Annotated in this window: 19 protein-coding genes; 11 read left to right on the top strand and 8 right to left on the bottom strand. The window is 75.3% G+C overall.

Going from position 1 to position 21,276, the window contains the following annotated elements; genetic code table 11:
• Positions 1-24 precede the first annotated feature (24 nt).
• From ACWDRR_RS15415 to ACWDRR_RS15395, 5 genes are all read left to right on the top strand, one after another.
• Entirely contained in the window at positions 25-1,224 is a 1,200-nt protein-coding gene (locus ACWDRR_RS15415; RefSeq protein WP_449772673.1) for a cupin domain-containing protein, read from the top strand.
• Entirely contained in the window at positions 1,221-2,072 is an 852-nt protein-coding gene (locus ACWDRR_RS15410) for a hypothetical protein (RefSeq protein WP_449772672.1), read from the top strand. Before ACWDRR_RS15415 ends, ACWDRR_RS15410 begins: the two co-directional genes overlap by 4 nt.
• Positions 2,069-3,289 (top strand): fumarylacetoacetase, encoded by a 1,221-nt coding sequence (gene fahA, locus ACWDRR_RS15405; protein ID WP_449772671.1) that lies wholly within the window; start codon positions 2,069-2,071, stop codon positions 3,287-3,289. The genes ACWDRR_RS15410 and fahA overlap by 4 nt, the downstream gene beginning before the upstream one ends.
• A gap of 139 nt (positions 3,290-3,428) precedes the next feature.
• Positions 3,429-4,481, top strand: coding sequence for an enoyl-CoA hydratase/isomerase family protein (locus ACWDRR_RS15400; RefSeq protein ID WP_449772670.1), 1,053 nt, complete (start codon positions 3,429-3,431; stop codon positions 4,479-4,481).
• Between the two features lie 192 nt (positions 4,482-4,673).
• On the top strand, positions 4,674-5,453 hold the full coding sequence (locus ACWDRR_RS15395) for an enoyl-CoA hydratase (protein WP_449772669.1): 780 nt from the start codon (positions 4,674-4,676) through the stop codon (positions 5,451-5,453).
• Between the two features lie 55 nt (positions 5,454-5,508).
• Here ACWDRR_RS15395 and ACWDRR_RS15390 read toward each other — a convergent pair whose 3' ends face one another.
• Positions 5,509-7,434 (bottom strand): NAD-binding protein, encoded by a 1,926-nt coding sequence (locus tag ACWDRR_RS15390; protein ID WP_449772668.1) that lies wholly within the window; start codon positions 7,432-7,434, stop codon positions 5,509-5,511.
• A gap of 167 nt (positions 7,435-7,601) precedes the next feature.
• Here ACWDRR_RS15390 and ACWDRR_RS15385 point away from each other — a divergent pair, with 167 nt between their 5' ends.
• The gene (locus tag ACWDRR_RS15385) at positions 7,602-8,201 is read left to right on the top strand and encodes an HdeD family acid-resistance protein (protein WP_449772667.1); all 600 of its coding nucleotides are present in this window, start codon (positions 7,602-7,604) and stop codon (positions 8,199-8,201) included.
• Between the two features lie 94 nt (positions 8,202-8,295).
• Here ACWDRR_RS15385 and ACWDRR_RS15380 read toward each other — a convergent pair whose 3' ends face one another.
• The 3 genes from ACWDRR_RS15380 to ACWDRR_RS15370 all read right to left on the bottom strand — a co-directional run bounded on the left by ACWDRR_RS15380 (position 8,296) and on the right by ACWDRR_RS15370 (position 11,057).
• Complete coding sequence (locus ACWDRR_RS15380; RefSeq protein WP_449772666.1) at positions 8,296-8,940, bottom strand: DUF6461 domain-containing protein; 645 nt, start codon at positions 8,938-8,940, stop codon at positions 8,296-8,298.
• Positions 8,941-9,014: 74 nt separating this feature from the next.
• Positions 9,015-10,409 carry a CoA transferase gene (locus ACWDRR_RS15375; RefSeq protein ID WP_449772665.1) on the bottom strand — a complete coding sequence of 465 codons (1,395 nt, stop codon included), beginning with the start codon at positions 10,407-10,409 and terminating at the stop codon, positions 9,015-9,017.
• 21 nt (positions 10,410-10,430) lie between these two features.
• Positions 10,431-11,057 (bottom strand): LysE family translocator, encoded by a 627-nt coding sequence (locus ACWDRR_RS15370; RefSeq protein ID WP_449772664.1) that lies wholly within the window; start codon positions 11,055-11,057, stop codon positions 10,431-10,433.
• A gap of 117 nt (positions 11,058-11,174) precedes the next feature.
• Here ACWDRR_RS15370 and ACWDRR_RS15365 point away from each other — a divergent pair, with 117 nt between their 5' ends.
• Positions 11,175-11,633, top strand: a complete 459-nt coding sequence (locus ACWDRR_RS15365) for an Lrp/AsnC family transcriptional regulator (protein ID WP_449772663.1) — start codon at positions 11,175-11,177, stop codon at positions 11,631-11,633.
• A gap of 77 nt (positions 11,634-11,710) precedes the next feature.
• On the opposite strand, the gene ACWDRR_RS15360 is transcribed toward ACWDRR_RS15365, so the two are convergent.
• Positions 11,711-13,042: a cytochrome P450 gene (locus ACWDRR_RS15360; protein ID WP_449772662.1), complete on the bottom strand. Its 1,332-nt coding sequence runs from the start codon at positions 13,040-13,042 to the stop codon at positions 11,711-11,713.
• A gap of 89 nt (positions 13,043-13,131) precedes the next feature.
• A complete protein-coding gene (locus ACWDRR_RS15355; protein WP_449772661.1) occupies positions 13,132-14,457 on the bottom strand; it encodes an ATP-binding protein in 1,326 nt (441 codons plus the stop codon).
• Positions 14,458-14,812: 355 nt separating this feature from the next.
• Between ACWDRR_RS15355 and ACWDRR_RS15350 the strand changes: the two genes are divergently transcribed.
• Positions 14,813-15,727 carry a hypothetical protein gene (locus ACWDRR_RS15350; RefSeq protein ID WP_449772660.1) on the top strand — a complete coding sequence of 305 codons (915 nt, stop codon included), beginning with the start codon at positions 14,813-14,815 and terminating at the stop codon, positions 15,725-15,727.
• Between the two features lie 258 nt (positions 15,728-15,985).
• Here ACWDRR_RS15350 and ACWDRR_RS15345 read toward each other — a convergent pair whose 3' ends face one another.
• Positions 15,986-16,414: a zf-HC2 domain-containing protein gene (locus ACWDRR_RS15345; protein WP_449772659.1), complete on the bottom strand. Its 429-nt coding sequence runs from the start codon at positions 16,412-16,414 to the stop codon at positions 15,986-15,988.
• A 55-nt stretch (positions 16,415-16,469) separates the two neighbouring features.
• Between ACWDRR_RS15345 and ACWDRR_RS15340 the strand changes: the two genes are divergently transcribed.
• On the top strand, positions 16,470-17,060 hold the full coding sequence (locus ACWDRR_RS15340) for a sigma-70 family RNA polymerase sigma factor (protein ID WP_449772658.1): 591 nt from the start codon (positions 16,470-16,472) through the stop codon (positions 17,058-17,060).
• A 280-nt stretch (positions 17,061-17,340) separates the two neighbouring features.
• On the opposite strand, the gene ACWDRR_RS15335 is transcribed toward ACWDRR_RS15340, so the two are convergent.
• The gene (locus tag ACWDRR_RS15335; RefSeq protein WP_449772657.1) at positions 17,341-18,006 is read right to left on the bottom strand and encodes an NADPH-dependent F420 reductase; all 666 of its coding nucleotides are present in this window, start codon (positions 18,004-18,006) and stop codon (positions 17,341-17,343) included.
• Positions 18,007-18,285: 279 nt separating this feature from the next.
• On the opposite strand from ACWDRR_RS15335, the gene ACWDRR_RS15330 reads away from it, so the two are divergent.
• Positions 18,286-19,809, top strand: a complete 1,524-nt coding sequence (locus ACWDRR_RS15330) for an MFS transporter (RefSeq protein ID WP_449772656.1) — start codon at positions 18,286-18,288, stop codon at positions 19,807-19,809.
• A gap of 49 nt (positions 19,810-19,858) precedes the next feature.
• Positions 19,859-21,193 carry a cytochrome P450 family protein gene (locus ACWDRR_RS15325; protein ID WP_449772655.1) on the top strand — a complete coding sequence of 445 codons (1,335 nt, stop codon included), beginning with the start codon at positions 19,859-19,861 and terminating at the stop codon, positions 21,191-21,193.
• The last annotated feature ends 83 nt before the right edge of the window (positions 21,194-21,276 follow it).

Genomic DNA, 21,276 nt, shown 5'->3' with positions numbered 1-21,276 from the left:
GAACGGGCCAGGAGGAGCAGGACGATGGCGTACTACCGGCAGCTGGGCAGCATCCCGCCCAAGCGGCACACCCAGCACCGCACCCCCGAAGGCGGGCTGTACTACGAGGAGTTGATGGGCGAGGAGGGGTTCTCCTCGGACTCCTCGCTGCTCTACCACCGGGGCATCCCCTCGGCCGTCGTGGACGCCGTGCCGTGGGAGCTGCCGGACCAGTCGACGGTGCCCAACCACCCCCTGCTCCCCCGGCACCTCAAGCTGCACGAGCTGTTCGCGGGCCAGGAGTGGAAGTCCGCCGACGTGGTGGGCAGCCGCCGGCTCGTCCTCGGCAACGGCGACGTGCGGATCTCGTACGTCGCCGCCGGGGCCCCCAGCGAGCTGTACCGCAACGGGCTCGGTGACGAGTGCGTGTACGTGGAGTCCGGCACCGGCACGGTGGAGACGGTCTTCGGCACGCTGGAGGTCGGCGAGGGCGACTACGTGGTCATCCCCCGGGCGACCACGCACCGCTGGGTGCCCACCGGTGACGCACCGCTGCGCGCCTACTGCATCGAGGCGAACAGCCACATCTCCCCGGTGAAGCGCTACCTCTCCAAGTACGGCCAGCTGCTGGAGCACGCGCCGTACTGCGAGCGGGACCTGCGCGGCCCGGCCGGCCCGCTGCTCGTCGACGGCGGGGACGTCGACGTGCTGGTCAAGCACCGCGGCCCGAACGGCGTCGCGGGCACCCGGTACACCGTGCCGCACCACCCGTTCGACGTGGTCGGCTGGGACGGCTGCCTGTACCCCTACGTCCTCAACATCCGGGACTACGAGCCGATCACCGGCCGGATCCACCAGCCGCCGCCCGCGCACCAGGTGTTCGAGGGCAACGGCTTCGTGATCTGCAACTTCGTGCCCCGCAAGGTGGACTACCACCCGCTCTCGATCCCCGTCCCCTACTACCACTCCAACGTGGACAGCGACGAGGTCATGTTCTACTGCGGCGGCGACTACGCGGCCCGCAAGGGCTCGGGCATCGCCCAGGGTTCGATCTCGCTGCACCCGGGCGGCCACACCCACGGCCCGCAGCCCGGGGCGTACGAGCGCAGCATCGGCGCGGAGTTCTTCGACGAGCTCGCGGTGATGGTGGACACCTTCCGCCCGCTGGAGCTGGGCGAGGGCGGCCGGGCGAGCGAGGACGGCAACTACGCGTGGACCTGGGCGGGCCGGGGGCCGGCGCGGTGAGCGCGATCCCCGAGCTGTTCCAGGGCCTGTTCGACGACGCGGCCGTGTTCCCGCCCGGGAACCTGCCGCTCGCCGAGGCGGTGCCGGCCCACCGGGCGCACCGGCTGGCGTGGTACGCCGCCGCGGTCGGACCGCTGCTGTGCGGGGCGGGCCGGCTGGGCGAGTTGGCGGCCGCGCAGGACCGGGCCCGCCACCCCGGGCCGCTGCGGGTCGGGCTCGTACTGCCGGGGGGCAGTGCGGAGCTCGGCCCGGCCCTCGCGGCCGCGGCGCCGTTCGAGGTGGCCGGCGTCGAGCTGGCCGCCCGGGACGCGGCCGAGGCGGTCGCCGCCCTCGACCTGCTGCTGCCGCCGGACGTCCCGGCCGCCGTCGAGCTGCCGCGCGAGCTGCTGCGCGGCGACGCCCTGGGCGAGGCCCTGGACGTGCTGGTCGACAGCCCGTACCGGGCGAAGTTCCGCACCGGCGGGCTGGTGGCCGACGCCTTCCCCGGCGAGGAGGAGCTGGCCGGCTTCCTCACCGGCTGCGCGCAGCGCGGCCTGCCGTACAAGTGCACCGCCGGGCTGCACCACGCCGTGCGGCACACCGATCCGGTCACCGGTTTCGAGCACCACGGCTTCCTGAACGTGCTGCTGGCCGCGCTGGAGACCGACCGGTCGGCCGCCGCCGAGGTGCTGGCCGAGCGCTCCGGCGCCGTGCTGGCCAAGGCGATCGGTGAGCTGACCGGCCATCAGGTTACGGTGATCAGGAACTCGTTCACCGCGTTCGGCACCTGCAGCATCGCCGAGCCCCTGGACGACCTGGCCGGGCTCGGCCTGCTGTCGACCAGTCCCACGCCCCAGGAGGACCGTTGAGCACCCCCCGCAGCTGGCTCGCCAGCGCCCAGGACTCGCCGTTCGGCGTGCACAACCTGCCGTACGGCGTCTTCACCGCCGCCGACCGGCCGGGCCGGCGGCGGATCGGCGTACGCGTCGGGGAGTTCGTCCTCGACGCCGGGGCCGCCGCGCGCGCCGCCGGGGCGCCGTCCGTCCTACTGGACGCCGAGAGCCTCAACCCGCTGCTGGGCGCGGGCCGTCCGGTCTGGACCGAGGTGCGCGCCTCTCTGACGCGCTGGCTCACCGACGAGTCGTACCGGGAGGCGCTCTCGCCGCTGCTGCTGCCGCTGGCCGAGGTGGCGCTGCACCTGCCGTTCGAGGTCGCCGACTACGTCGACTTCTACGCCTCCGAGCACCACGCCACCAACCTGGGCCGGATCTTCCGGCCCGGCTCGGAGCCGCTCACCCCCAACTGGAAGCACCTGCCGATCGGTTACCACGGCCGGGCCGGCACGGTGGTGGTCTCGGGCACCGAGGTGGTCCGCCCGCACGGGCAGCGCAAGGCCCCGGCCGACCCGGCGCCCTCCTTCGGCCCGACCCGCCGGCTGGACATCGAGGCGGAGGTCGGCTTCGTGGTCGGCACGCCGTCCGCGCAGGGCACGCCCGTCACGCTGGACGGCTTCCGCGAGCACGTGTTCGGCGTCTGCCTGGTCAACGACTGGTCCGCGCGGGACATCCAGGCCTGGGAGTACGTGCCGCTCGGCCCGTTCCTGGGCAAGTCCTTCAGCACCTCCGTCTCGCCGTGGATCGTGCCGCTGGACGCCCTGGAGCACGCCCGGGTCACCCCGCCGGCCCGGGACGTCGAGCCGCTGCCCTACCTGGACGACCGGGGCGGCGAGCCCTGGGGCCTGGACCTCGCGCTGGAGGTCCGGCTGAACGGACACCCGGTCTCCCGCCCGCCGTTCGCCTCGATGTACTGGACGGCCGCGCAGCAGCTCGCCCACCTGACCGCCAACGGCGCCTCCCTGCGCACCGGCGACCTCTTCGCCTCGGGCACCGTCAGCGGCCCCGAGCCGCAGACCCGGGGCGCCCTGATCGAGCTGACCTGGAACGGCGAGCAGCCGCTCAAGCTCCCGGACGGCACCACCCGCACCTTCCTGGAGGACGGCGACGAGGTCGTCATCACCGCCACCGCCCCGGGCCGCGACGGCGCCGTGGTCGGCTTCGGCGAGGTGACCGGCCGGGTCGTGCCGTAGCACCGGCACCGAACCACCCGTCGCGGAGGCGGCGCCGGCCCCCGGCGCCGCCTCCGGCACGTCCCGGGCCGGAGGCGGCCTAGTACGGTGACGGTGGGATCTTCACGACGGACAGCGACGACGAAGGGGAGCGGGCCCGATGAGCGCAGAGGTGCAGGCCTACCGGGACGGCGGGGTCGGGCGGATCGTGCTCGACCGGCCGAGGGCGATCAACTCGCTGACCCACGACATGATCACGGCCGTCCGGGCCGCGCTGGACGGCTGGGCGGCGGACGACGCCGTCCGCGCCGTGGTGCTGACCGGTACGGGCGAGCGCGGCCTCTGCGCGGGGGCGGACATCCGGGCCCTGCACGACGACGCCAAGGCGGGCGGCGCCGGCGCCCGGGCGTTCTTCCGCGACGAGTACCGGCTGAACGCGCTGATCGCCCGCTACCCCAAGCCGTACCTCGCGGTGATGGACGGCATCACCATGGGCGGCGGCGTCGGCCTCTCCGCGCACGGCGCCGTGCGGATCGTCACCGAGCGGTCCGTCGTGGCGATGCCGGAGACCAGGATCGGCCTCGTCCCGGACGTCGGCGGCAGCCTGCTGCTGGCCCGCGCCCCGGGCGAGTCGGGCACCCACCTCGGCCTCACCTCGGGTTCGATGGGCCCCGGCGACGCGCTGTTCTGCGGCTTCGCCGACCACTTCGTGCCCTCGGCGCGGATCCCGGCGCTGCTCGACGCCCTGACGGGCACCGCCGACCTCACCGGCGCCGGCCTCACCGCCGCCGTGGCCGCCCACGCCGCGCCCGCTCCGCCCGCCGCGCTGGCCGACCGGCGGGAGTGGATCGACTCCTGCTACGCCGCCGACACCGTCGAGGAGATCGTCGAGCGGCTGTTGGGCTGCGGCGTCCCCGAGGCCAAGGAGGCCGCCGAGCAGCTGCTCGGCAACGCGCCGACCGCCGTCAAGGTCACCCTGGCCGCGCTGCGCCGGGCCCGCGCCCTGCCCTCGCTGGAGGCGGTGCTCGACCAGGAGTACCGCGTCTCCTGCCACGCCCTGACCACGCCGGACCTGGTCGAGGGCATCCGCGCCCAGGTGGTCGACAAGGACCGCGACCCGCGCTGGTCCCCGGCGGAGCCGGCCGCCGTCACCGCGGCGGACGTCGACCGGTTCTTCGCCCCGCGCGAGGGCGACGAACTCGGCCTGGCCTGACCGGGGTCGGCCGCCCCGACCCGGCGGGCCGGCCCGACCCCGCCCGGTCCGCCGGGCGACCGGGTGCACCGGCGCACTCGTGACGACCGTCTCGCATGGCAAGACTGGCGCGGAGCCGGGCAGGTCGGAGATCGTTGGGTGGTCAGGACGCACCCGGTGTGGTGCCGAGCAGCGGAATGGGAGTCAACGGCGATGACCGAGACCTACGAGACGATCCTGGTCGAGCGCAAGGGCCGGGTCGGGCTGATCACGCTCAACCGGCCGAAGGCGCTGAACGCGCTCAACACGCAGCTGATGAACGAGGTCGTCGCGGCCGCGACCGCCTTCGACCGCGATCCGGAGATCGGCTGTCTGGTGATCACCGGCTCGGAGAAGGCCTTCGCGGCCGGCGCCGACATCAAGGAGATGCAGGGCAACCGGTTCCCCGACGTCTACCTGGACGACTGGCTGGGCCCCTGGGACCGGCTCGGCGAGCTGCGCAAGCCCGTGGTGGCGGCCGTGGCCGGCTTCGCCCTCGGCGGGGGCTGCGAGTTGGCGATGCTGTGCGACATCCTGCTGGCCGCCGACACGGCGAAGTTCGGCCAGCCGGAGATCAAGCTCGGCGTCATCCCCGGCATCGGCGGCTCGCAGCGGCTGACCCGCGCCGTCGGCAAGGCCAAGGCGATGGAACTCTGCCTGACCGGCCGGATGATGGGCGCCGAGGAGGCCGAGCGCGCCGGCCTGGTCTCCCGGATCGTCCCCGCCGACGACCTGCTCACCGAGGCGCTCGCCACCGCCGAGAAGGTCGCCGGGATGTCCGCCCCGGCCGCGATCATGATGAAGGAGAGCGTCAACCGCGCCTTCGAGACCACCCTGGCCGAGGGCGTCCGCTTCGAACGCCGGCTCTTCCACGCCACCTTCGCCACCGCGGACCAGAAGGAGGGCATGACCGCCTTCGCCGAGAAGCGCCCGGCGAAGTTCACCCACCGCTGACGCGGTACGGGCGGGGGCGACCGGTTCCGCCCCCGCCCGGCCACCTGAGGAATCGTCAGGTCTCGTCCACCACAGCGGTGTTGAGCCTGGCGAACCCGCTGCGGCTGGCGGCGACCACGATCCGGTCACCCGGTTCGAGCCGGCGGGTGCGGTCGGCGTAGTTCCAGGTGTAGAGGTGCGGCCGGTCGGCGAGCCGGACGGCGATCACCCGGACCCCGCCCGGGTCCTCCAGGTCGTGCCGGTTCATGCCGACCAGTGCGCCGCCCTCCTCGGCCCGCAGCTCCGCGATCAGCAGTACGTGCCGGAACACCGAGAGGGTGCCCAGCACTTCACGCCCCATCAGGGCGGCGGCGAAGGCCGGCGCCGACAGGTAGGAGACCGAGCGGGACGCCGCGTTGTCCAGCGTCGCGTACACGTGCCGGGCGAAGTTGTCGTCGAACAGCCGGACCACCACGCGGACGTCCGGCTTCCCGGCCCGCGCCTCCAGGGCCGCCTCCAGGTTGGTGGCGTCGTCCCCGCTGACCGCGACCACGGCGCGACTGTGCTTCAGCCGGGCCCGGCGCAGCTGCTCCTCCAGCGGACCGTCGTCGACCACCACCGGCACGCCCAGGGCCCGGACGGCGGAGATGCCGCGGGCCTGCGGGTCGCGCTCCAGACCGACCACCGGCACGCCCAGGCCGTGCAGTTGGGCCACCACCCGGGTGCCGAGGTTGCCCAGCCCGGCCACGATGACGTGGTCCCGGGTGCCCGCGCCGGGGTTGCGGGGCTGGCCCCGGCGGCCGGAGCCGAGCACCTCCACCATGATCGCGGTGGCGACCGGGGCGAAGGTGATCCCGCAGAAGGTGATCACCACCTGGGCGACCCGCTGCCAGGTGCCGCCGGTGCCCGTCCCGGCGGCCGCGTCGGCGTGCTGGTCGGGCTGGGCCGCACCGGCCAGGTCGAGCAGCGAGACGTAGAGCGACCAGCCGAAGTCCCGGTTGAGGTACCAGAGCAGGCCGAAGGCCATCAGCACCGCCGCCAGCGCGGTGATCAGCACCAGCCGGAGCCGGGCGCTGGTGAAGTAGCGCAGGGTGTCGAGCAGGCGCCAGCGCAGCCGGCGCGACCAGCCGATCCGGATCGGCGGCTCGCTGGGCAGCGCCTGCAGGGCGGCCACCCCACCGGGCTCCTGACCGGGCTCCTGACCCGGTCGCTGCTCCGGGACCCGGTCCTGGGCGGCCCGGTCCTGGGCGGCCCGGTCCGGCTGCGCCGCGGGCTCCCGGGCCGGGTCGGCCGACGGCTCCGGCTCCGGGCCCGCACCGCCGGGGCCCGCACCCCGGACGCGGCGCACCGGCCCGTCGTCGCCGAACGCGCTGGCCAGCCGGACGAAGGGCGCCGAGTCCCCCTCCTGCTCGGGCAGCAGCCGGATCCGGCTGAGGTCCTGCCGGTCGATCCGGTCGGCGACGACGCAGATCCGGCTGGAGTCGATGTCCTCGTCGTAGGCGATGTGCAGGAAGCGGTCGCCGACCTGGACGGAGTTGGGCCGGGACAGCGCGGCGGCGGCGAAGGCGGGCGCGGCGGTGGCCGAACCGGAGAGCGCGGTGCCGTTCCTCAGCAGCCGTTCGATGTTGTCGCCGAGCCGCTGGTTGAACATCCGCAGCACGATGCGGATGCCGGGATTGTGGTCCTGGGCGCTGAGCGCGGTGTGGATGTTCTCCTGGTCGCTGCCGTCGACCAGGGCGATCCCGCGCGCGGTCTCGACCCGGACGGCCCGCAGCGCCTCCTCGGTGACACTGCTGTACTCGACCACGGCGGCCACCCCGGGCAGCTGCTCGATCTGCGGCGCGTGGTCACGGGTGCGGTCCGGGACCAGCACCACCACCGGCACTTCGTAGTGTTCGACGAGTTCGACGGCCAGCCGGTGGGCGAGTGCGTTGCCGCCGCACACGATGTAGTGCTGGCTGATCGGCTCGACCGGAGGGGTCCCCCACCCTTCAGAAGTCATATCGCCGGATCATATCGACGGCGAGTGATCGGGAGGTGTCGTTCCGGTGTCCGAGGGACGATCAGTTCCGTCCCCCGAACGGGCGAACCCGACAGGCGGCGGGCGGCCCCCGCGACGATCGTCAGGAGTGTCCTCTGCCCGTCACAAGCCGCCAGGAGTACGCCGCCGTGGTCTCCCCGATCATCACCCCCAACGGTTCCCCGGTCCAAGGCCCGCTCGGGCTGCTCGCCAAGGCCGCCTGGCAGGTGCTGCTGCTCGCCGGGCTCGTCTCGCTCGCCCTCGGGATCATCGTGTTCGCCTGGCCGAAGCAGACCCTGATGGTGGTGGGTGTCCTGTTCGGCCTCTACCTGCTGGTCATCGGCATCGTGCAGCTGGTCGCCGCCTTCGGCACCCACGCCACCACCGCGATGCGGGTGCTGGCCTTCATCAGCGGCGCGATCTGCGTCCTGCTCGGCCTGCTCTGCTTCCGCAGCGCGGTGCAGTCGCTGCTGCTGCTGGCGATCTGGATCGGCATCGGCTGGCTGTTCCGGGGCATCACCCAGCTCGTCGCCGCGATCTCGGACGCCGACATGCCCGCGCGCGGTTGGCAGGCCTTCGCCGGTGCGGCCAACACGGTGGCCGGGGTGCTGCTGATGGTCTGGCCGGTCGGCTCGATCACCGCCCTGACCGTCCTCGCCGGGTGCTGGCTGCTGATCCTCGGCCTGATCGAGATCGTGACGGCCTTCCAGGTCCGCAGCCGGGCCAAGCAGATCCCGTCCGGCGTCTGACGCCACGGCCCCGGCCGGGCCGCGGCCGCACCACGGCTCGGCCGGGCGGGCCCTCGGCACGGCTCACCGCGGCTCGGCCCGGCCGGGCCGCGGCCTACGGCTCGGGGACGTAGCCGATCACGAACTCCGCCGTCCGCAGCCGCTCCGGCGTCAGCCGCAGGCCGGTGAGCTCCTCCCCGAGGGCGAAGGCCGCGGCGGTGGTCCGCTCGATGCTCCGCCCCTCGGCCGCGCTGACGTCGAAGCCGACCTCCGCCAGCAGCTCCGCCACCGCGTCCGCGTCGCTGCCGTCGCGCTCCGCCGGGAAGAGCGGCTCGAAGTGCAGCCGGTTCCGCCCGCCCTCCTGCCAGTGGAAGTGGTCCACGGCGTTGACGTTCCGGAAGTGCGAGACCAGCCTGGTGCCCTCGGCGAGGCCGGGCAGCAGCTCCCAGGTCGTCCCGAGGTAGCCGTTGACCTCCAGGGCCACCGTCCAGCCGTCGAGTTCGGCGACCGCGACGACCAGCAGGTCCTCGTCCTCGCGCCCGTGCAGCGCCTCGTCCGCCTCGCCCTCGCCGTCCTCGTACTGCTCCCAGGCCTCCAGCACCTCCTGGACGCCGGTGACCCGCCGGCCGGGGGCGGCGCCGAACCGGCGGAGCAGCTCCCCGCCGGACACCCCCTCGACCATGGTCAGGCAGTACGCCTCCCTGATCGGTGCGAATTCCCCGGTCTCGAACCAGGCGTAGTCGGTCGCGTGTGCGGTCATGCCGGAGATCCTGCCACCCGCCCCCGACAACGCCCCGGGTGCCGTCCGGCGGCCCTGCGCCCGCCGACGGCCGGTCAGCGCCAGGCCGCCGCGTCCGTGCCCCAGCGGCCCGGCGGGCGCGACCAGTCCGCGGGGCCGCCCTCGTAACCGAGCGGCGGGAGCGCGTGACGCAGCCGGCCGTACGGGGAGTCGGTCTCGGCGATCCAGTGCTGCGGGTCGTACGGCTCCCCGGCCACCGGGCCCGGGCCGGCGGGCCCGATGCCGTGCTGCAGCCAGGAGGCGGTGCCGGCCAGCGAGTAGCGCAGGTGGCGGCCGCCGGGGCGGCCGATGCGCTGGTCCGTGAGGGCGCGCAGGACGCCGGCGGCGATCAGGTAGCCCGTCCCGTGGTCGAGCGCCTGGGCCGGCAGCACGCCGGGGCGGCCGTCGGCGACGCCCTCGGTGGCGGCGATGCCGACGCCGGCCTGGACCAGGCTGTCGAAGCCCCGGCGTCCGGCCCAGGGGCCGGTCCAGCCCCAGGCGCAGAGCTGGGCCACGACCAGGCCGGGGTGCCGGTCGAGCAGCTCGGCGGGCGCCAGGCCGAAGGCGTCCAGGGCGCCGGGGCGGTAGCCGGTCACCACGACGTCGGCCGTGGCCAGCAGGCCTTCGAGGACCGCGCGGTCACCGGGGGCGGCGAGGTCCAGCCGGGTGGAGCGCTTGCCGAAGCCGGTGTCGGCGTGCGCGTCCTCGGCCTCGGGCAGCCGGAGCGGGTCGACCCGCAGGACGTCGGCGCCGAGCAGGGCGAGCGAGCGGGTGGCGACGGGGCCGGCGATCACCCGGGTGAGGTCGAGGACGCGGACGCCCTCGGCGGGCAGGCCACCGGGGCCGAGCGGGCGGGCGGCGGCGGTGCCGACCACCCGGGTCTCGACCAGCGGGTGCGTGGTGCCGCTCACCGGCGCGACCGCCACCGCGAGGGCGCCCGCCTCGTGGGCGCGCTCCTGGATCCACTCGGCCGGGTGCTCGCGCAGCGTCCCGGCCAGCGCCTCGGGCCCGGCGCCGGCGGGCAGTCCGAGCGCGGTGAGCAGCCGGTCCCGGTGGTGCGGGTAGTTGGCGTGGGTGCGGACCCAGCCGTCGGCGGTCTGCCAGAAGCCCGAGAGCGGCGCGAAGCTGACGGGGGTGCGGCCGTCGATCCGCAGGTGGCGCTCGCTGACGAAGGCGGTGGCCACCGCGCCCTGGTCGATCCGGACCGCCGGCACCCGGCCGCCGGACCGCAGCGCCGACAGCTCCGCGGCGGCCAGCGAACAGGCGGCGACGGTGGCGCGGGCCAGCTGCCGGACCGGGAGCCGGGCGGGCAGGACGCCGTCGGGCCCGTGGAAGGAGACCCGCTCCAGCAGGTCGGCGGGCCCGCCCAGCGCGGCCCAGGCGTGCGCGGTGGGAGCGTCGTGCGGGGCCGGGGCGTCGAACGGGGCGACGGGCGTCGGACTCTCTGTCATGCCCGCATTCTGCTCCCGATCTCAGGCGCTCGCCGTGACGCCCGCCACCAGCATCAGCAGCACCGCGGAGACCACCGTCATCCGCCGGGCGGCCTGCGGGGTGGCGCCGAACCGGCCGCCGAGACGGCCGCTGGCGTGCGCCACCAGGCCGTAGACGACCGCGCAGGCCAGCACGTTGAGCGAGCCGAGGGCGAGCACCTGGCCCCCGACCGGCAGCGCGGCGGCCGGCTCGACGAACTGCGGCACCAGGGAGAGGTAGAGCAGCAGGCCCTTGGGATTGAGCAGGGCGGTGAGCATGCTCTGGCGCAGCACGGTGGCGGTGGGCTGCGGCGGGGCCCCGGTGAAGGCGGTGGCCCCGCCCCGGCGCAGCGCGAGGAGCATGCCGGCGGCCAGCACCAGCAGGTAGGCGGCGCCGGTCAGCCGCAGCACCGGCAGGGCGGCGGGCACCGCGCGCAGCGCGGCGGCGAGGCCGGCACTGGAGAGCAGGGTGTGCACGGCGTAGCCGGCGCAGACACCGGCGACCGCGACGAGGGCGGCGCGGCGGCCCTGGCCGAGGCCCCGGGCGGCGATGTAGAGCCAGTCGGGGCCGGGGGTACAGACCAGGAGCAGATCGACCCCCAGGAAGAGGAGGAGGGCGTGCGTGTCCATGGCGGTGACCTGTCGTGTTCGTTCCGGCGGCTCGGTCACTGAAGGTAGCCGGATCGGGCCGGCACACGATGGCCAGTTCGTGCCCCTCTATGCCGCAATTTGGCAGAATATTGCGCCATGGACCGTATCGACCGCAGAATCCTCCAGGAGCTCCAGCAGGAGGGCCGCCTCACCAACGCCGAACTCGCCGCCCGGGTGGACCTCACCCCCTCGCCGTGCCTGCGCCGCGTCCGCCAGCTGGAGCAGGACGGCGTGATCCGCGGCTACCGGGCGCTGCTGGACGGCGCGGCGGTCGGTCGCGGCTTCCAGCCCTTCGTGACGATCACCATGCGGCACGAGGACCGGGCGACGGTGGCCGAGTTCGAACGCCGGGTGGCGGAGCTGCCGGAGGTGACGGAGGCGCACCGGCTCTTCGGCGAACCGGACTACCTGCTGCGGATCGCGGTGGCGGACATCGCGGCCTACGAGCGGTTCATCACCGATGTGCTCTCCGGGCTGCCGGGCATCGCGCAGGTGAACTCGCACCTGACGATGAAGCAGGTGAAGGCCGACCGCGGCATCCCGACCGGCGGGTAGGAGCGGCCGGTCGCCCCGCCCGGCCGCGGGCCCGGCCCGGCGGGGCTCCCGGGCCCGGTGGCCGGCCGGACCGGGCCTCAGAAGGTGAAGCGCAGCGCCCGCACCCGGTGGTCGAAGCTGGACGGGATCAGCTCCGGCTCGCCCACCGAGCGCGCCGCGGGCAGCCGGGTGAACAGCTCCCGGTAGAGCACCTTCATCTCCTGCCGGGCGAGGTGCGCGCCCAGGCAGTAGTGCGGCCCGCCGCCCCCGAAGCCGAGGTGCGGGTTGGGGGTGCGGGTGATGTCGAAGGCGTCCGGGTCGGTGAAGACGGTCTCGTCGCGGTTGGCGGAGCCGAAGTAGAGCACCACCTTCTCCCCCGCCCGCAGCAGGGGGCCGTCGGGGCCGCCCAGCCGGTGGTCGACGGCCAGGGTGCGGCGGAACTGGATGATCGGCGTCGAGTGGCGGACGATCTCGTCCACCGCGCCGCCGAGGTGGCGGTCGAGGTCGCCGAGCAGCAGGGCGCGCTGCTCGGGGTGGGCGGTGAGCAGGTGCAGGCCGTGGGCCAGCGCGTTGCGGGTGGTCTCGACACCGGCGACCAGCAGCAGCGAGAAGAACGCGCCGAGCTCCCGCCCGGTCAGCCGGCGGCCGTCGACGTCGGCGGTGACCAGGGCGGAGATCAGGTCGTCGGTGGGCCGGCGGCGGCGCTCGCGGCCGAGTTCGGCGACCATGCCCTGCATCCGGGCGAGCGCCCGCAGACCCTTCCCCGGCACCCGGATCCGGCTGCGCAGCGGGCGCGCGACACCGGTGTTCTCGGAGGCGTGGTTGACCTGGTCGAGGATCGCGCGGCGGGGCTCCTCCGGGATGCCCATCATGTTGCAGATCACCTGGAAGGGGAGCTCGGCGGCCACCGAGGTGACGAAGTCCTCGGGCCGGTGCCGCTCCACCTGGTCGACCAGCCGGGCGGCCACCCGGCGGATGTCGTCCTCGACCCGGGTGATCAGGCGCGGGGTGAACGCCCGGGAGACGATCCGGCGCAGCTGGGCGTGCCGGGGGTCGTCCAGGTTGACCATCGAGTCGCCGAACAGCAGCCGTACCCAGCGGGCGGGTTCGGGGGTGGTGACGCCGGGACCGCTGAGGAACACCGCGGGGGTGCGGCTGGCCTCGACCACGTCGGCGTGCCGGACCAGGGCGTGGAAGCCCTTGGCGGGGCCGTCGGCCGACCGCCTGCCGGGTCGCTCACCCGACTGCTCGCCCGACCGATCGCCGGTCCGCCCGCCCGACCGCCCGACCGACCGCTCGCCGACGAAGACCGGGGCGGGCAGTCGGCGCAGTTCGGCGAAGGCGGCGGCGCGGGCCGGCGCGGGCAGCTGCCAGAACCCGGGGTCGGCGAGGTCGACGGCGGGGGCGTCGGATGCGGCCACTGTGCCCATACCGGGCCTCCTGTCCTGTCGGTGCCCACATTTAGTCAGCACCGACAGGCAGGCTGTCAAACCACAACTACCATGCGATTGGCTGATATTCAGACTCGCGCATGCGAGGTGATGTCCGCGCCGAACTCCTCGATCATCGCCGGGGTGACGGTCGGCCGGGCCTGCGCGATGGCCGCCAGGTAGTCCGCCGTGCTCGCGCCCTCGGCGGGGTCCCGCCCGGGCACGCCGCCCCCGACGACGGCCCCGGCGGAGCCCGTAGCGGCGGAGCCGACCCCCGCGAGGTCCCGCTCGAAGGCGGCCTGGGCGGCCACCCGGGCGGCGTGCTCGATGTCCGCCGGGGTGAACAGCTCGCTCGCGCCCACCAGCGCGTCGAGGTCCACGTCCGCCCGGCCGGCCGCGTACCGGGACCAGATCGCGGAGCGGGCGGCCGCGTCGGGAGTGCCGATCGGGATCAGGTAGTCGAAGCGGCCCGGGCGCAGGAAGGCCGGGTCCAGCGAGCGGATCGAGTTGGTGGCGCAGACCAGCAGCCGCTCCTCGCCCTCCCGGAAACCCGGGATGAGCTTGAGCAGCTCGTTGGTGACGCCGTGCATCCCGCCCTGGACGCCCTCGGTGCGCAGCGGCGCGATCTCCTCCACCTCGTCGATGAAGACCAGGGCCCGCTCCAACTGGCCGATCCGGGCGAAGGCGTCGCGCAGCGCGGCCGCCAGATTGCCCTCGTCGGCCAGCCGGGACGGCAGCAGTTCGACGAACGGCCAGCCGAGCCGGGAGGCGATCGCCCGGGCGAAGGTGGTCTTGCCGGTACCGGGCGGCCCGAACAGGGCGATCGCGCGCGGCGGGCGCACGCCGTGCCGTGCCGCCCGCTCGGGCTCGGCGAGCGGCGCCACCACCCGGCGCTCGATCAGGGTCTTCTCCGTCTCCATCCCGGCCACCTTGGCCCAGAGGTCGCCGGGCAGCAGCCGGCCGCCCAGCTCCTCCAGCAGACCGCTCGCCGCGCCCGCCTGCGGCTCGTCCTTCTCGAAGTAGGCGGCGGCCGGGCGACGGGTGTAGCCGGCGTTGTGCAGGCCCTCGCCGAGCAGCTCCTCCTCGGGCAGCACATAGGCGATGCGCCGGACCCGACAGGCCACCAGGCGGCGCTCCAGCTCGCGCAGCAGCGAGCTGGCCAGGCCCCGGCCGCGCCAGGCCGGGGCGATCGCGATCCGCATCACCCAGGCGCGCTCGCCCGCCACGCAGGCGAGCGCGGCACCGATCGGCGCGCCCTGGTGCACGGCGACCACGGCCGGCTGGCGGGAGGTCAGCGCGCTGATGCACTCCGCCAGGGAGAACACCGACTCCTGGCCGAGCTCCGCCGTGGTGTCGATCAAGTGGACCACCGCCGCGAGATCGTCCTCGCGATAGTCGTGAACCAGCCAGTACATCGGCCCGCCCGCCTCTCCCTGCTCACCGGCCCCGTGCCGTCGTCCGACCGCCGGCGCAGCGCCGCGCGGTGCCCGAACGGTACGGGCGGGCGCGGGCGGCGGTCCCGTGCCGGAACGGACAAGCCGGGCCGGGGCAACCGTACGAACCGCCTCTACCGCACGGGCCCGCACCGGCCGGTGCCGACCGTGCCCCGGTCCGGTCCCGAGGGCATCGCGGGTCCGCGCCGCCGGGGCGGCGCACCGGCCCGGGGGCCCGGCCGAACGGCCCGGACCGGGCGGCCGGGCATGCTCTCACGGGGGTGGAACCGGCCAATACCCGAGGGGGCGGTACAGCCCGGCGAGGGCGAATGCGACGATGAGTGCCATCGTGATGACCGACCGGATCCGCGCACTGCGCGCCGTGGTCTTCGCCGCGCTCTGCGTGGCGCTGGCCGCCGCGGCGCACGTCGCCATGGCCGGCGCCGGGGTCTCCGCACCGGTACTGGCGGGCGCCTTCGGTCTCACCCTCGGCTTCGGCTGGCTGCTCGCCGGCAAGCGGCGCGGGCTCGGTCCGATCAGTGTCTGGATGGTCGCCGCGCAGAGCGCGCTGCACCTGATGTTCGAACAGGCCGGGGCGCTGTCCGCCGACCGCGGCGGGATCGGCCGGCTCGCCACCACGGACTGGGCCGGCCTGCTGCTCTGCAATCCGGACCGGGCACCCGTCGGGATCTCACCGGCCGACCTGGCCCGGATGGCCGGGATCGACCCCGACGTGCCGCCCACGGCCGGCGTCCGTGCCCTGACCGGGGCGCACCACCTCGGTACGGCGGCCGCCGCGGGCCGGGCGCCGGCCGCGGCGTCCCCGGGCCACTCGATGGCGGGCATGGGCGGCGGACCGGGTCTGTCCGGCGACGCGCCGGCGTCCGGCCTGTCGAGCGCACCCGACCTGCCGGGGATGTCGGGGATGCCGGGGATGTCCGGCCACGACATGGCGCACTCGATGTCGGCCGGGATGATCGCCGCCCACCTGCTCGCCGCGCTCGCCTGCGCGCTGCTGCTCTGGCGCGGCGAGACGGCGCTGGCCCGGCTGTTCGAGCTGCTGGGCGCGCTGGGCACCGTACTGACGGGGGTCCTGCCGCTCGCGCTGCTGGCCCTGTTCGCCCGGCCGCGCGGGTTCGAACCGCCCGTTCCGCCCCGGCCCGCCGCCCGCCGGGCCCGGCCGCCCCGGCCGGTCCTGCTCTCGCACGCCCTCGTCCGGCGCGGCCCGCCGGTCCTCGCTCCCGTCTGCTGACGCGCCCATCGCCCGACGCCGCTGCGGCGTCCGCCTCGCGGTGGGCAGGTCGCCCCGTGCCGTGCCGTGGCCGAACGGCCGCGCCGCCGGGGCCCGGGCCCGCACCCCTCGCCGCCCCCTGCCGGGGCACGGCGGCCCGTGCGCGTCCCACCGACGCCGAGCGCGCCGCCCGCAGCGGCCAGCGCTCCCGAGCTATCCCCTCAGGACCTCTTCATGCCTGACTACGACGGCGCACCGGCCTCGCCCGGCGCCACCGTCCTACCGCTCCGGCGCCGACCGGCCGTCCCCCTGCCCGGGGCCGCCCGTCACGCCGAGCCCGTCCACATCTGTCCCGCTCGCACCGGCTCCGGCCGCCCCTGCTCCGGCCGTCTCCGCGCCGTCCGTCTCCGCGCCGTCCGCTCCCGCTCCGGCTGTGTCGGCCCGGGCCGGGCCGGACGCATCGGCGCCGGGCTCGTCAGTACCCCGCCCCCGCTGTCCGAGGCTCGCGAGCAGCTGCGCCGACCAGTCCGCCGAGGGCCCGTCCGCACCGGCCGCCGCCACCCGGCCGCGCAGCCGCTCCGCCCGCTCCAGCCACTCGCGACAGGCTTCGCAGCGCGCGAGGTGCTTGTCCAGCCGCCGGTCCGGCAGACCGGTCGGCTCGCCGTCGAGACGGGCGGACAGAGCGGTACGGAAGTGGGCGCATCTCATACGTCCATCGTCGCGCACCCGGCGCCGTACCGGACCGTCCGGGTGGGGGGCCGGAATGGATGACGAGCAGCTGACCGCCCTGGCCCTCGCCGCCCGCGCGGGCCGGCCGGCCGATGTCGAGGCCTTCGTCCGGGCCACCCAGCGGGACGTCTGGCGGTTCGTCGCCCATCTGACCGACGTGCAGTCCGCCGACGACCTCGCCCAGGAGACCTTCCTGCGCGCCCTGCGGAGCCTGCCCGGCTTCGCCGGCCGCTCCTCCGCCCGCACCTGGCTGCTGTCGATCGCCCGGCGGACCGTCATCGACCGCTACCGCACGGCCGCCGCACGGCCGCGCTGCGCCGCACTGCCGGACTGGCAGGAGGCCGCCGAGCGGCAGACCACCCCGCCCGCCGCCGGGTTCGAGGACGGGGTCGCGCTCGACGACCTGCTCGACCGGGTGCCCGCGCAGCGCCGCGAGGCCTTCGTGCTCACCCAGGTGGTCGGTCTGAGCTACGCCGAGGCCGCCGAGGTGGCCGGCTGCCCGGTCGGCACCGTCCGCTCCCGGGTGGCCCGGGCCCGGGAGGAGCTGATAGCGCGCCTGCGGGCGGCCGAGGGCGGCCACCCGGCCGCACCCGGGCCGGCCGCCGCACTGGCCGCCGCCTGCTGACGCCCCGGCTGACACCGCGCCACCGGTCGGCCCGGGCCTGCGGGAGCACCGCACGCCCGGGCCGGCCGGTGGCGACGCCGGCGCGGCCGCCCGTGGACCGGCCCGGGCGCGTCCGACCCGGGGAGCAGCCGCCGTGCCCGGCCCGGCAGGCATCACGCGGACGGCCGAAGGCCCGAGGTGCGGAGCCCGGGCAGCTGCCCGCCGCCCGCCGCCGTCGTCTCCGCGCCGTCTCCCGCCGTCTCCCCGCCGGATCGCACCCGGCCGCCGTGGACCGCTGCCGTCAGGCCTTGGCCCGGAACGCCGCGGGCCGCTCGGGCGAGGCCTCGGCCAGCGCCTTGACGACCGCGTCGACACCCTCCCGCAGTCCGTAGACGGGGCTGTCGGGCTGCTGGCGCCAGGACTCGTCCAGGCCGCCCGCGTCCACGCTGTCGAAGCCCAACTCGTCGATCAGGGCGCGGACGACGCGCTTGGCGGCCGCGTCGTCACCGGCCACCGGGAGCGCCAGACGCTCCGGGTGCCCCTGCGGGCGCGGCCGCTCCAGGAGGTCCTCGGCGTAGGTGCCGTTGAACGCCTTCACCACCGGGTGCCCGAGGTGCTGCTCCGTCCACCGGCTCTCGGTCTGCCCCTCCTCGATGGCCGCGATCCGCCCGTCCCGCTGCTGCGGGTAGTAGTTGCCGGTGTCGATCACGACGAAGCCCTCGGCGGCGCCGTCGAACAGGCCGGACGGCAGGTCCGGCACGTTCTTCAGCGGCACCGTCACCACCACGACCTCGGCGCCGCGCGCCGCCTCCGTCGCGGTGACCGGCGTGGCGCCGGTCTCCTCGGCGAGCGCGGCCAGGGTCTGCGGGCCGCGCGAATTGGCCACGGACACCTCGTGTCCGAGGGAGGTCAGCCGGCGGGTGAGGTTGCCGCCGATGTTGCCCGCGCCGATGATGCCGATCTTCATGATGATCCTTTCGGTCCTGCCGCGACCGTGCGTCGTGCCTGGCTCCAACCCCGGAACGGGCGCCGCTATTTCCACCGACCCGCCATGGCCGATCTTGATCGTTACGACTGCGACCGGGACCGGTTGCGATCGGCCACGACCGGTCACCGCCGCCACATTCCGGCCAACCGGGAAATTCCCCCAAGTGTTCGGAACCGGAGCTCCCTCGCCTCCGACTGCTGTACCGGACCCCGCCGCCGGGGCGGTGTCCGGTACAGCACCGGGAAGCGGAGGAGGACCATGGCAGCGCGACAGGCGCCGGCCACCGGGCCGGGTGACGGTCCGGCACAGCCGCAGGACAGATGGATCCTGGTCGTGGCGGCCGGGCTGCTCTCGTTCGTGGCGATGCTCGACATGAACGTCGTCAACCTGGCCCTCACCGACATCGCCGAGGGACTGCACGTCTCGTCGACCACCGCCCAGTGGGCCGTCCTCGGGTACCAACTCCCGCTGGTGGCCCTGCTGCTGCCGGCCGGGCGCTGGCTCGACCAGGTCGGCACCCGGTCCGCCCTGCTGCTCGCGGTGAGCTGCTTCGCGCTCTGCAGCGTGCTGGCCGCCGTCGCGCCGTGGGCGGGCTGGCTGGTCGCGGCGCGACTCGCCCAGGGCGCCTTCGGCGCCGTGCTGTTCGTGCTGATGCCGGTGCTGGCCGCCACCGCCGTCCGGCCGCAGCTGCGCGGCCGGGCGATGAGCGTGCCCGCCACCCTCGGCCCGCTCGGCGCCGTCACCGGGCCGGTGATCGGCGGCCTGCTGCTCGACCACGTCGGCTGGCGGGCCATCTTCCTGGTCAAACTGCCGGTCTGCCTGGCCGCGCTGCTGATCGCCCACCGGCACGCCCCGCGCGGCGGGCGGCTGCGACTGCCCGACCGGGGCTCGCTCGCCGACGCCGCGCTGATCGGCTCCGCGGTGGCCGCCGTCCTGCTCGGGCTCACCCTCGCTCCCGACGCACCCGCCTGGCTGCTGCTCGCCCTGCCCGCCGCCCCGCTGGTCGTCCGCTGGCTGCGCCGACCCGGCGGGCGGCCGGTCGCGGCCGTGCTGCGCGCCTCCGGCACCGCCGCCGTGAACGGCTCGGTGCTGGCGCTGGCCGCGGGCTTCGCCGCCACCCACTACCTGCTCGCCCAGCACCTGCGCCGGGACGACGGGATCAGCGCCACCACCACCGCGCTGACCATGCTGGCGTTCCCGCTCGGCATGGTGCTGGCCGGTCGCTTCGGCGGGCGGCTGGCCGACCGCTGGGGCGCCAGGCCCACCGCGCTCACCGGCGCCACCGTCACCGCGGCCGGCCTGCTGCTGCTCGTCCCGCTGGACACCGACTGGACGCCGGGCGACATCTCCTGGCGGCTCGCGCTCGCCGGGGCCGGCATGGGCTTCAACGGCGGCCCGGTGCAGGCCATGGTGATGAGCGCCGCCGCGCCGAAGCAGCTGGCCACCGCCGGCTCCGCCGTCCAGCTCGCCCGCAGCCTCGGCTTCGCCCTCGGACCGGCCCTCGCCACCGCCGCCGCCCTGTTCGGCGGCACCGGCACCACCGCCGTCCGGGCCGGGCTGGTCATCGCCACGCTCGCGGCCACCACCGCCGTGGCCCTCCTCGCCCTGCACCACCGCACCAACCGCACCAAGAGCTCCACCAGTCCTGCGAGCTCCGACAGCACTCGGAGCACCGATCGTGCCGAGAGCGCTGCCAGTGCCGAGAGCACCGCTCGTGCCAGGAGCACCGACAGCATCACGAGCACCGACGGCGCCGACAGCGCCACGGGCTCCAGGGCTTGACGAAGCGCCGTCGTGCGCGCACCACAGACCCCGACCGGAGGACCACCGCATGACCGACACCGTCCACGATCCGACCGCGGGCAGCCCGGCGGAGACCCCGCGCTGCCCGTTCGGACACGACGAACTCCCGGACCCGGTACCGCTGTACGGGCCCGAGTACAAGAGCGACCCCTACCCGCTCTACCGGCGGATGCGCGAGGCCGGACCGGTCCACCGGGTGCGGTTCCCGAGCGGGATCGCCGCCTGGCTGGTGACCGGCTACCGGGCCGCCCACGAGACCCTCAACGACCCCCGGCTCGGCAAGAACCACGCCCTGGGCAACGAGGGCTGGCGCCGGCTCGCCTCGATCATGCCCGAGCCGCAGCACTCCCAGCTCCAGGTCCACCTGCTGCACCAGGACCCGCCGAAGCACACGCAGATGCGCCGGCTCGTCCTGGACGCCTTCGCGCCGCGCCGGGTGGAGTCCCTGCGCCCGCGCGTCCAGGAGCTCGCCGACGCCCTGGTCGACGAGCTGCCCGACACCGGCGGCGCCGACCTGGTGGCCGGCTTCGCGGCCCACTACCCCTTCCGGGTGCTCGCCGAAGTCATCGGACTGCCACAGGAGTTGGCCGCCCGGTTCGACCGCGACTGGGGCAAGGTCGTCCAGCCGGTCGGCCCGCAGGACCCGGGCCGACCGGCCTACGAGGGCCGGCTGCGCGGCCTCCAGGGGTACATCGCCGACGTGGTGGCCCACAAGCGCGCCCACCACGACCCCGCCGGGCCCGACGTGGACCTGCTCGGCCGGCTCGTCGCCGCCTGCGACGCGGGCGAGTTGACCCCCGAGGAGCGCGACTCGATCGTGTTCCAGCTGCTGGTGGCCGGCCAGGAGCCCGTCACCAACCAGATCACCACCATGCTGATCACCCTGCTGCGCCACCCCGACCAGCTCGCCCGGCTGCGCGACGGCATCACCGCCGACCCGGACCTGCTCGCCCGGGCGGTGGAGGAACTGCTGCGCCACGACGCCGCGTTCGAGCTCACCACCTGGCGCTTCTTCGCCGAGGACAGCGACCTGTACGGGACCACCGTCCCGGCCGGCGACTCCGTGATCGTCTCGCTCTGCGCCGCCAACCGCGACGGCGAGCAGTTCCCGGACGCCGACGTCCTCGATTTCGACCGCACCCCCAACGCCCACCTGGCCTTCGGTCACGGCATCCACTACTGCCCCGGCGCCGCCCTGGCCCGGCTCGAACTCCAGATCGCCGTCGCCACCCTGCTCACCCGGCTGCCCGGGCTGCGCCCGTCCGCCGAGGACGGCGAGGGGATCGACGCGCTCACCTGGGTGCCCGCCGTCCTGGCCCGGGGCGTGAACCGCCTCCCGGTCGCCTACGACAAGCGGGTCTGACCGCCCCACGGCTCCCCGGCACTCCCTGCTCACCGCCCCGGCGCCCGCCGCCGGGGCGTGGCTCCCGCCTGCCCCGAAGCCCG

The organism is Kitasatospora sp. NPDC003701 (assembly GCF_053587085.1).
Note: the sequence above shows the minus strand (reverse complement) of the source record. Positions and strands in the feature narration are given on the sequence as shown.